General features: G+C 72.9%; 13 protein-coding genes and 1 pseudogene. All 14 read right to left on the bottom strand.

Annotated elements, in window-relative coordinates:
• Positions 1-209, bottom strand: a pseudogene (locus ACFVDM_RS38050) (ATP-binding protein); the annotation flags it as partial.
• 1 nt (position 210) lies between these two features.
• On the bottom strand, positions 211-1,038 hold the full coding sequence (locus ACFVDM_RS38045) for a bifunctional DNA primase/polymerase (RefSeq protein ID WP_383651348.1): 828 nt from the start codon (positions 1,036-1,038) through the stop codon (positions 211-213).
• The gene (locus tag ACFVDM_RS38040) at positions 1,035-1,745 is read right to left on the bottom strand and encodes a class I SAM-dependent methyltransferase (RefSeq protein WP_383651345.1); all 711 of its coding nucleotides are present in this window, start codon (positions 1,743-1,745) and stop codon (positions 1,035-1,037) included. The genes ACFVDM_RS38045 and ACFVDM_RS38040 overlap by 4 nt, the downstream gene beginning before the upstream one ends.
• An 82-nt stretch (positions 1,746-1,827) precedes the next feature.
• Positions 1,828-2,256: an NUDIX domain-containing protein gene (locus tag ACFVDM_RS38035; protein WP_383651343.1), complete on the bottom strand. Its 429-nt coding sequence runs from the start codon at positions 2,254-2,256 to the stop codon at positions 1,828-1,830.
• A gap of 7 nt (positions 2,257-2,263) precedes the next feature.
• Positions 2,264-2,761: a hypothetical protein gene (locus ACFVDM_RS38030; RefSeq protein ID WP_383651340.1), complete on the bottom strand. Its 498-nt coding sequence runs from the start codon at positions 2,759-2,761 to the stop codon at positions 2,264-2,266.
• Between the two features lie 169 nt (positions 2,762-2,930).
• Positions 2,931-4,934, bottom strand: coding sequence for a plasmid transfer protein TraB (gene traB / locus ACFVDM_RS38025; protein WP_383651337.1), 2,004 nt, complete (start codon positions 4,932-4,934; stop codon positions 2,931-2,933).
• 68 nt (positions 4,935-5,002) lie between these two features.
• Complete coding sequence (gene traA / locus ACFVDM_RS38020; protein WP_383651334.1) at positions 5,003-5,563, bottom strand: plasmid transfer protein TraA; 561 nt, start codon at positions 5,561-5,563, stop codon at positions 5,003-5,005.
• An 11-nt stretch (positions 5,564-5,574) separates the two neighbouring features.
• Positions 5,575-5,724: a hypothetical protein gene (locus ACFVDM_RS38015; protein ID WP_383651332.1), complete on the bottom strand. Its 150-nt coding sequence runs from the start codon at positions 5,722-5,724 to the stop codon at positions 5,575-5,577.
• Positions 5,721-5,927, bottom strand: a complete 207-nt coding sequence (locus ACFVDM_RS38010; RefSeq protein ID WP_383651329.1) for a hypothetical protein — start codon at positions 5,925-5,927, stop codon at positions 5,721-5,723. Before ACFVDM_RS38010 ends, ACFVDM_RS38015 begins: the two co-directional genes overlap by 4 nt.
• A complete protein-coding gene (locus ACFVDM_RS38005) occupies positions 5,924-6,136 on the bottom strand; it encodes a hypothetical protein (RefSeq protein ID WP_383651327.1) in 213 nt (70 codons plus the stop codon). Before ACFVDM_RS38005 ends, ACFVDM_RS38010 begins: the two co-directional genes overlap by 4 nt.
• Positions 6,126-6,488, bottom strand: a complete 363-nt coding sequence (locus ACFVDM_RS38000) for an RRQRL motif-containing zinc-binding protein (RefSeq protein ID WP_383651324.1) — start codon at positions 6,486-6,488, stop codon at positions 6,126-6,128. Before ACFVDM_RS38000 ends, ACFVDM_RS38005 begins: the two co-directional genes overlap by 11 nt.
• 5 nt (positions 6,489-6,493) lie before the next feature.
• The gene (locus ACFVDM_RS37995) at positions 6,494-7,348 is read right to left on the bottom strand and encodes a hypothetical protein (RefSeq protein ID WP_383651321.1); all 855 of its coding nucleotides are present in this window, start codon (positions 7,346-7,348) and stop codon (positions 6,494-6,496) included.
• Entirely contained in the window at positions 7,345-7,704 is a 360-nt protein-coding gene (locus ACFVDM_RS37990) for a hypothetical protein (protein WP_383651319.1), read from the bottom strand. The genes ACFVDM_RS37995 and ACFVDM_RS37990 overlap by 4 nt, the downstream gene beginning before the upstream one ends.
• Positions 7,701-8,009: a hypothetical protein gene (locus ACFVDM_RS37985; RefSeq protein WP_383651316.1), complete on the bottom strand. Its 309-nt coding sequence runs from the start codon at positions 8,007-8,009 to the stop codon at positions 7,701-7,703. Before ACFVDM_RS37985 ends, ACFVDM_RS37990 begins: the two co-directional genes overlap by 4 nt.
• Between the last annotated feature and the right edge of the window lie 194 nt (positions 8,010-8,203).

The raw sequence follows: 8,203 nt of genomic DNA, 5'->3' as shown, positions 1-8,203 counted from the left end.
TTGAAGACGCCGGTTCCGTCCTTGAACATGCCGACCATGAGTTCCTGGCGGTGGCTGCCGGTGGTGCCCTGGGAGCGGATGGGGCGGGCGACGGGGTGGCCGTTGCGCTGGGCGTAGACGGTGCCGTCGGCGGTGCGGAAGTACCGGAAGTGGGACTGGGCGTAGGTGGTGATGACTTCCCGGGCGGGGTTCTTCTCGTCCTCGGCCACGTCACATCCCCAGTCGGGCGGTGGCGTTGGCCCAGGCGGTGGTGCAGTGCCGGACGGACTCGCCCTTGGTCTGGGCGGCGGCGAACAGGCGCCCCACGTGGGCGTCGGTCAGGCAGCCGCACCGGCCGTGCGTGGACAGCACGGCCAGGAACGCCCGGTAGACGGTGGCGTGCACGGCGGTGGTGGCGGCGGTGATGCGCTGCTCGGCCATGGCGATGCCGCGCTCCAGGTAGGCCGGGGTGCGGTGCGGGCACGTCCCGCCACCGGCCGGCGCGGCCACCGCAACCGGCCGAGGGAGGGTCGGCTTCTGGGCGGTGAGGGCCCGGACGGTGTCGGGGAGGGCGGTGGTGGTGCCGGTGCCGGGGCCGAGCCACCGGGCGTAGGACATCGTGGACTTGATGTCCACGCCGGGCCGGACCGCGTTCGCGGACTGCATCACGCCCTGGTAGATCCAGTGCTCGCCCCGCGTCGTGGACACCGTGCGGGTCGCGGGCAGCGCCCGGCGGGCCCAGGCGATGGCGGCCTCGTTGTCGAGGTCGACGACGGTGACCCCGGCCCCGCCGGGGTGGTAGGCCACCGCACCGGCCTGCCGCCACGCCGCCGCCCACCCGGGACCGGACACGGTGGCGGGGTCGGTGGTCGCGGCGGCCCAGGCGTGGCACGGGCGGGCGCAGCCGCAGGGGCCGGGCGTCTTCATGTTCGGTCGGCCGCCGCAGGCGTTGTCGGCGCAGTGGGGGCAGTTCCCGACCGGGACCTTGCCCGCCCGCAGCGGCAGCACCGGCACACCGCGTGCGGCCAGGTCGAGGGCGGTGGTCAGGTGGGTGCTCATGCCGCTGCCTCCGGCCGCGTGGCCAGGAAGGCGGTGGCGATCCAGTGGGTGTAGGCGGGCGGGAGCGCTTCGCGCAGGTTGAAGTGATCGGTCGACCAGTCGATGCGTTTGGCCTGTTGGATCTCCTCGGTGGTGGCCTTCCCGCCGCCCTTGCCGTACGCGGCGACGTAGGGGCCGTCGAAGTACTGGCCGTGTCGCCAGCCGCGGACCCTGCCCCGGTGGGCGGGGTGGGCGGGCTGCGCGGTGGTCCAGGCGCCGAGTTCGAAGTAGCGGTGCATCAGCACGCCGAGCCCGAACTGTTCCCCGCACAGGCGCAGGTCCTTGCGGAGGTCGGCCCCCGCGACGTTCTCGATCACGTAGGGGCGGCCGACGGAGTTCAGGGCGGCCCGGGTGGGGGCGATGAGTCGGGGGTGGGTGTGCCCGGTGCGGGCGTTGCGGGCCGCGTTGGTGCCCTTGGTCGGGGCGCCTTCGCCCTGGCACGGGGGTGAGGTGTGGATGAAGTCGAACTCGTGGCCGTGCTCGCGGATGAACTCGATCGCGTCGCCCTGGTGGAAGGCGTCCCCGCAGTAGTCGGGCTGCGGGCGGACGTCGACGCCGGTGACGTGGCAGCCGGCCAACTGGTAGCCGCGCGCCGCACCACCGATGCAGCAGAACGCGTCCAGAACCCGCAGGATGCGGGCTCGCCGGATAAGGGTGGGTTGGGTCATGCTGGGTGTCTCCAGTTCTCTGATGTGGATGGCTGGACGAGGGCGGCCCCAGGCTTTGGCGAGACGGGGGCCGCCCTTGCTGTTACTGGGTGCGGGTGGTGGTGCGGATGATGTCGGCGTGGTCGAAGGCGAGCGGGGGCAGGGCGTTCAGGGGCCACCACTGGGCCTGGCGGGCGTCGGTGCTGGCTTCGATGGCCGTTCCGGGGAGGACGGTGAGGTGGTAGGCGACGGTGACGTACCTGCCGCGGGGGTCGCGGTCGGGCCGGTCGAAGGGGCCGATCCGGACCAGTTCCTGCGGCACGGCGTGGACGCCGGTTTCCTCGGCGAGTTCGCGGGCGGCGGCGGTGCGGCTGGTCTCGCCGGGGTCGACGTGCCCGCCGGGCAGCGCCCAGTGGCCCTCGTAGGGGGGCCAGCCGCGCTGGATGAGGAGGACGTGCCCGTGGGTGGTGGTGACGACGGTGTCGGCGGTGTAGCGGATGGTCTCGAACACCTCGGTGGTCTCGGTGGTCATGGCTTCCTCAGTGGTTGTTGGTGGTCTTGGTCCACACGCCCCGGGTGGTGGTGTGGGTGGTGCGGTGGTCCTGGGTGACGGGGCCGGTGTAGTGGTGGTGGTGTTCGGTGTGGGCGTCGGCCTTGGCGCGTCCGGCGGAGCGGAGCAGGGAGCCGGCGGCGAGGATCAGGGCGACGGGTCCGGCCGCGCCGACGGCGAGGGTGACCGGGTCGACCTGGCCGAGGGTGTAGAGGACGAGGGAGGTGGCCCCGCCGAGCGACAGGGCGGCGACGGATCCGGTGAGCATCAGGGCGCTGGCGTCCGTCGCTTTCTGGCTCATCGGGGGGCGGCCGGGCTGGGCGACGGGCGGAGTGGGCCCGTACGCGGGGAGCGGGGTGGTGTCGCGGTGCGCGGTCGGCGTCTCGTAGGCCGGCGCGTACGCCTCGTGGATGAGGCGGCGGGCCCGGAGGTCGGCTTCGGCGTCGGTGAGGGGGCGGGGGATCGGGGGCTGGTCGGGGCGGTTCATGGGGAGGGTCCTCCCGGACGGGCGGGGGCCCGGCGTCGGTGTGACGCCGGGCCCCGGCCGAGGGGTGCGGGTGGGTGTGACGGGGGTGTGACGGGCCGCGGTGATGGCGCGTCACACCCGCTCCCGCCTAGGGGTTTGGGTGTGACGGGCCCGTCACATGTGACGGCTGTCAGGCGGCGGCGAGAACGGGGACGATGCGCCACCGGCCGGTCTGGGAGGTCGGCTGGAGACGGCCCTCCATGGCGGCGTCCTTGAGCCGCTTGGACACCCAGGACCGGCCGAGGTTGTTGCGGTCGCACCAGTCCATGAAGTCCTTCGGACCGATGACCATCTGCCCGGCCGCCTCGAACTCGTCCAGCGCACGGGCGAACAGCTCCCGCGCTTCCTCCGGGGAGGGCTTGCGGCCGGTCTCCTGCCCGAACAGCGGGGCGTCGTCGCCCTGCTGCGGGGCGGGGAGGTCGGCCTCCGGGTCCATCGCGGCGTCCTCGGGATCCAGCAGGGTGCCGGTCCGGGTGCTGGTGTCGTCCTGGTCGGCCATGGCGGGCTCCGTGTCGTCGGCCGTGGTCCGGCCGGTGTAGGCGTTGCCGACGACCGCGCGCGCGGCCCCGGCGGTGACGGGGTCGGCGGTGGCGCCGTTGCGGAGCGCCCACTGGGCGAGCATTTCCATGACCGGCGCCGCATCCGCCGTGAACTGCCGGGTGCGGGCGGGGGACGCGTAGCGGTCGGGGTCGATGCCGCCCGCGACGACGTAGCAGTAGCCGGGCTTCCGGTTGCCCCACGCCCCCGGGTGGGCCCCGGCGTCGATGACCGAGTCCGGCAGGGAGAACCCCTCGTCCCTCGGGTCGCAGCCCAGCGCGATCACGGACGGGAGCGAGGCCCGGGTGCTGGTCGACATCTGGTCGTACGAGGGCCGCTGGAGCGAGACGACCAGGGAGCATCCGGCGGAGCGGGCCTCCTGTGCGATTCCGGTGAACGCGTCGTCGCCCAGGGCGCGGAGAGTGTTGGCGGCCTCCTCCATCCACGCGACCAGGTACGGCAGACCCTCGCACCCGCACGCGCCGGACGGCCGGCAGGAGTGTGCGGGGTCGGTCTGCCGCTCGGCGGCCTGCGGGGTCCACTGCCGGTAGGAGTGCTTGCCCAGCCACCCCGTCCGGGCGGGGATCACCTGCTGAAGGGCCTCCACCATGGCCTCGGTCCCGGAACCGCCCTCGACCGCCCAGTCGTACGCGGGCAGCAGCGGCCGGAAGTCCTGGAACGCCTTGGGGTCGGACAGCCACACGATGACGTCGCTCCGGGACAGGATCTCCGTCATCAGGTTGAGCGCAGTGTCGCCCTTGCCGGAGCCTGTTCCGCCCGCGATCAGGAAGTGCTGGGCGTTGCGGCCCTGGGCGGGGTCGCCGGGCAGCCACACCACCAGGGGTGATCCGTCGTCGTACCGGCCGATGATCAGCGGGTCCATGATCGAACCACCGGGCAGGGATGGGCCCTCCCACGGCTCGGCCTCGGTGAGCATGTCCTTGGGCACGATGACGAGGTCACCGCGCCGGGCGGAGTCCGGATCGGGCTGGAACCGCACGGCGCTCTGGGGAAGGTCCAGGGCGGACGCGATCCGGGCCAGGGCTTTGGCGACGTCGTCGGTGGTCTGCTCGCCGGGTTCCAGCGCGAGCGCGGCGGTGACCCGGTTCGGCTCGACCTGCGTCCGGCCGATCTTCGCCTTCGCGAGACCGACCTTCTCCAGCAGGCCCTTGTCCCCCGACCCGGACGGCGTGTCGTCCGAGGTGCGCAGGGCCATGCGGATGTTCCAGGACAGGGCGAGGACCGCCCCGCCCATCAGGTAGGCGTCGGGGAGGCTGCCGGCGAGCGGCCCGGCCAGGGCAGCCCCGGTCATCCACCCGGACCCGGCCGCGACGGTGATCGCGGAGTGCAGGCGCCGCTGCGGGCTGGTCTCCCGCCCCGCCCACCACGTCGCCCCGGTCAGGGCGACGGCGGACAGGGTGAGACCGACCCCGGCCCCGACCGAGTCCGCCCACATCAGATGCGCACCCGACCCGGCCACACCGATCCCCGCGACACCCAGCCACGGCGGCAGGTGCGGCTTGACCCGGTGCAGGAGGTAGGCGCCGACGCTCCCGCCGCCCGACGTGCTGTGTCCGTACTCGCCGCGGTTTCTCATCCGCCTTCCCATCCTTTCCAGCTCCCGGTCCATGTCGTGTCCGTCCTGGTCGATCAACCGGCGGCGGCTCACTGGGCGCCCCAGTTCATGCGGGGCTGCTGCGGCCGGGCGCGGTGGCGGTGGGCGTTCAGCTCGATCTCGTACTCCTGCTGGAACTGCGCGTACGTCGCGGCGGCGAGCTTCGCGGCGTTGCGCAGCTCGTCGGCGGCCCGCTGCATCTTGCGGGAGACCTTGAACGCCCGGATCTTGGAGGCGCCCACGAGGTTGTTCGGGGCCGGGACCGTTGCCAGGACGGCCTTGAGGATCTCGGCGCCCATCGCGACCTCGAACGACAGCATCACGGCCGCCGCGCGCAGGCTGTTGCAGTAGTCCCGAATCTGCGCGGGCGTCGAGAACTCCGGCGCGGGCAGCAGACTGTCCAGGCTCCGCACCGCCCCGTTGCCGGACGCGACCTTGGTGTTGTTGACGGTGACGTTGATCGGCGGGACGAAACCCCCGGCCGCCGCGCCGACGAAGTTCCCGGCGGCCGTCGCGGCGCCGGCCGCGAACTTCGCACCCTTCCCACCGGGATTCGACCCGCCACCGGTCCGGGGGCGGGGGGCGTGAAGCCTGTTCGTGCTGGTTGCCATGGTGCTCCCTTTCAGGCGGAGAGGAAGAGGGCCGCGACGACGAGCGCGGCGATATGGTCGGTCTGCCCGATCACGTGGTCCGCGAGGTTGTGTCCGACCGCGAGCACGGCCCACACCGAGCCGAACGTCGCCAGGGTGGCGATCTGATCGATGGAGGTCATCGGCGGCCTTCCTTCCAGCAGTCGGGGCAGATGTCGCGGCCGGGGCGGGGGCGGTGCCACCCACGCTGGTCACGGATCAGGCGGCGCAGTTCGGTGTGGTTCTCGACTCGCACGGGCCAGCTGGCCTCGGACCCGCAACGGCCGTCGGTCTCGGTGGCCTTGTCCGCGTCGCAGCGGATCACCAGATATGCGTCAGCCGTCACCGCTGATCACCCGCAAGAGGGAACTGCGATGCGAAGTGACGGCTCCCCGAGAACGCGACACCGGCGTCCAACGAGCGGGGACCGCCGAGACCGGCCCCGAGCCGGGGGACCGAGACACTCGACGTGGTGGACACGGCCTTCGCCGCGTTAAGCGGGTAGTCCGCGATCAGGTGGCCGACGTAGAGCAGGAACGCGATGTCAGCGAACACGGGGCGTCTCCTCGGCGGTACGGCCGTTGGCCGGGTTGTCGTGGCAGGGCACGCACACGCCGAGCGAGCGCGGGATGCAGTACCCCGCATCACGACGGCAGGCCGGACAGGTACGGCGCGCGGCCATCGCCGCAGCGAGCGCCGCCCGCCGTCCCGGGGTCATCGGCCGCACCGGCATGGCCCGGTCGACCCGGTACAGGTAGGCGACCAGCGGCCCGCGCCGGCGGCGGGGACGTTCGACCTGGGCGGCGACGTCCTGGCCGCCGGGCCGCAGTCCGAGCGCGCGGAGCTGACGGCGGGTGGCCAGGCCCTCGGGGGCCATGCGCCAGCGGTAGACGGGGGTGGATGCCATGGGCGTCACCCGGCCACGAGGAGGAGTCCGGGACCGTCCTCCGGGGAGTTGGCGAGGCGGCCGTAGACCTTGTGGACGTAGGAGGTGGACCGGGTGGATTTCACCGCAGCCTGACTGATCGTGTCGCCGTCGGTGTAGCACTGCCGGATGACCTCGGCGGCCTCCTCGGCGCTCAGCCGGGTCTCGCTCTGCGGCCCGTCGCCGTCCGGGGTGGACAGCGGGGGGACGGCCAGGGGATGCACCTGCTGTGCACCGCAGATGACCGGCAGGTTCACCACCGGGGCGGGCACCGGAACCGGAGGCGTCGGCGTGGTCGTGGCGGGGGTGGAGGCCGGGGTGGATGCGGGGTGGACGGGCGGGGCTTCCACTCGTTCCACCCTGGTGTCCACCTGTGCGCGCAGGGTGGCGATTCGATCAAGGATCGCGCGCCGGTAGAACGTGATCGCTTCGGCTAGAACGATCAGGAGGACCGGGGGGATGGAGTGGAGGACGAGACCGGCCGGGTCGACCTGACGGGGAACCCCGAAGTCGGTGCCGGCGGGCCAGAGCGAGGCCCAGCAGTTCATCAGCCACGTCCCCAGACCGGCGAACCAGCGAAGCCCGCTGGCCCAGCCGGAGGGCTGCACCCCGTGCTCGGACAGGCGGCCGTCCACGATCAGGACCGCCCCGAGCGCGACCGCGACCATCGGGTCCAGCAGCCACGCGATCCACACGCTGATGTGGTGGTCGATCGCGAACAGCGTCACGTTCGTCGCGGTGAACGCCAGCGCGACCACCGCGACCGCGACCAGAACCTTCGTCAGCCCCGACTGAAGCGACTGCAACGCCGCGATCTGCGAGGCGGGAGCGGTCCGCTTCATGCGGGCACCGCCGAACCGGCCGGCACCGTGGCGTCCTCGGAGCGTTCCACCAGGACGTGGCCGTACCCGATCAGCTCGACCGCAACGCCGTCCACGGTCGTCGTGACGCGCAGCCACATCAGCGGCCCGCCCCCCACCGCCACGTCCCTGTCCACCAGCCCGGGGGCGATGCCGAGGCCGCAGCGCCACCGCTCGAAGTTGTTCAGGCCGTTGGCGTCGTGGAACGACAGCTCCAGATGGTTCGGGAAGATCGGGGACACCCGGGCCTCAGCGGCCGGCAGCTCTGGGAACCGCTTCGTGAGCGACGCCAGAACCTCGACCACGGCCGTCAGGTCGTGCACCGTCCGCGTGCTCATGCCGCCACCGCCGTCCGGGCGGTGCAGCCGTCGGCCGGGCGGCGGACCGCGCGGCGCGGACGCCGGCCGGAGGGGTGCGGCTGCTTCAGCGGGATCGTCCGCAGCAGCGACTCGGCATACCGGGCGACCTCCGGGTCACTCTCCCGAAGCTCCGCGAGAACCGCGTGGGCCACGTCCAGCCGGGCCACCCGCTCCAGGGGCGACTCGATGGCCGGGCCGGTGAACAGCTCCAGGTCGATACCCAGGGCCAGCTCGACGAACTCGGCCGCGGTAACGGGCTCGCGACCAGCAACGATGGTCTTCATGGGTCGTTTTCTCCTAGCGGTAGACGGCCCGAAAAGGGCACCCCCGGAGCGGCTACTCCGGGGGTGCTGGCCGTTTGGGTGGAGGCCACCGGGTGGGTGGCAGCGCCCCGGGCCCGATTCGGTCGGGCGCCCTCGCGGCGTGAATGCCGGGGCTGAGGGTTCGGTTCTCGCGTTCGCGCGGCGCCGCTCGATCC

It is taken from the genome of Streptomyces sp. NPDC057682 (assembly GCF_042799575.1).
GTDB lineage: Bacteria > Actinomycetota > Actinomycetes > Streptomycetales > Streptomycetaceae > Streptomyces.
The sequence above is the reverse complement of the archived record's forward strand: the minus strand, read 5'-3'. Positions and strand labels throughout refer to the sequence as shown.